This window comes from Bacillus sp. BB081, assembly GCF_008368895.1.
Taxonomy (GTDB): domain Bacteria; phylum Bacillota; class Bacilli; order Bacillales; family Bacillaceae_G; genus Bacillus_A; species Bacillus_A wiedmannii.
Genome location: NZ_QOZX01000122.1, coordinates 1 through 1574, shown reverse-complemented (window position 1 = coordinate 1574; position 1574 = coordinate 1). Strand labels below are relative to the sequence as shown.

General features: G+C 27.4%; 1 protein-coding gene. It reads right to left on the bottom strand.

The genetic code is table 11. The features are described 5' to 3' along the window. Positions 1-1214 precede the first annotated feature (1214 nt). Positions 1215-1574: DMT family transporter (locus tag DN394_RS28430; RefSeq protein WP_149294455.1), on the bottom strand; the 360-nt coding region annotated here is incomplete at its 5' end.

Sequence of the window (1574 nt, the reverse complement as noted above, 5' to 3'; positions counted from 1 at the left end):
TATAATTCACGACAAATAATACTATAAAATATCAAATTAGTACAATTAACGACAAAATATTACTATATCTTTTTTATGAAAATCATATATTATTTAATTGTAATTAGCATCTAAATATCAGAGTAGATAAGAAAATGAAATGAACGAAGGTCATTTCTTAATTCTACAAGATCTAATCATTACACTTGAGAAAACAGTGAAGAACATACAAAATACAGTGGTACTCAATGCAAGGACCAAGCTGGAAAAAAGATTCAAAATACAGCGAAAGTAACAGGAGATACTGTACCACCGCAAGAACCAACAATCAAAATTTCAATTCAATTACTTGTACAAATTGAATTCCAAAAATAGATAATGCTAATTTAAATGTAAAATTGAAAACCTACTGTGTTTCAAATTTTAGACAAAGATAACAAAAAGTCGGGAAATTAACAACAGAGGACAATGATAAGACTATTTATGAACCACTATTTTTCGGAAAGTACACGTTGGAAGAAATTCAAGCACCAAATAGGTCTACGTTATTTAAAGATCTAATTGAGAGAAGAATCTTATCATCAGTACAAAAATTTAAAAAGAAAACATAAAAAACGAATGGAATATTTAAAATTCTGGCGATATAGGGACAACTATTTTTATCTAATCCCCACAATATTACTGGTCCCAACATTAGTTTTATTTTCCACGAATGAGGAAGAAATATATAGATTTCAAATATACTAGGAATTGCAGAGGAGATAGAACATATGAATAAACTTTATTTATATGTTGTTCATCTTTGTATTATTAATCTTTATGCTACCTAGCTTTAATACCGAACCACATAAACATATTCTTAATTTTCCACTTTATTTTTAATTAAGAATCAAAATACCTTTAAATGAAGTTGTATTATAGTTTATTAAATACTATAAATAAAAACGAAATGCTATTTAAACACCCTCTGACTTATCATATGAGGTTTGTTATCTAATGATATCCATGGTATTAACTTCACTTTAAAGGATGATTTTAAAAGAATTTGAGAAGCCATTTTTCTAGTTCACCATCAAAAATCTTGAAATTTATGTAAAAAAGAAACCATTTTATATATAGTTTCTTTTTTCATTTCTTTAACTTAGTCTAATCTATATTGGCTAGTTAATTGTTCCTCAGCCATTCGAGCTAAGTGTAATTATTCTAATCATTAACACCTTTTCCCTTTAAATTCTTTAGACCCTATCCTTGTTTATATGAATAGCTTTCTTATTCGAAAATAGATTTTTAAAAATTCCTACCCCTACAATTAATACACCTATTCCAACTAATTTATTTATTTGTAATGGAATGCTCTCCATTCCAAACAACCCAAATGTGTCAATACATAATGCAACTACTAATTGAGTTATGAGACTAATGAGCACCGTATATGCTGGACCTAAACTCTTTATTGCACCCATTATACAAATAATTAATCCGATACCAAACAACCCACTTACATAAAACAAATAATTTGTAGTGTAAAAATTAACGCTTATACTTTTCTCTGTAATGATATAAAATAGCACTGAACTTATAAGACCTATTCCAAG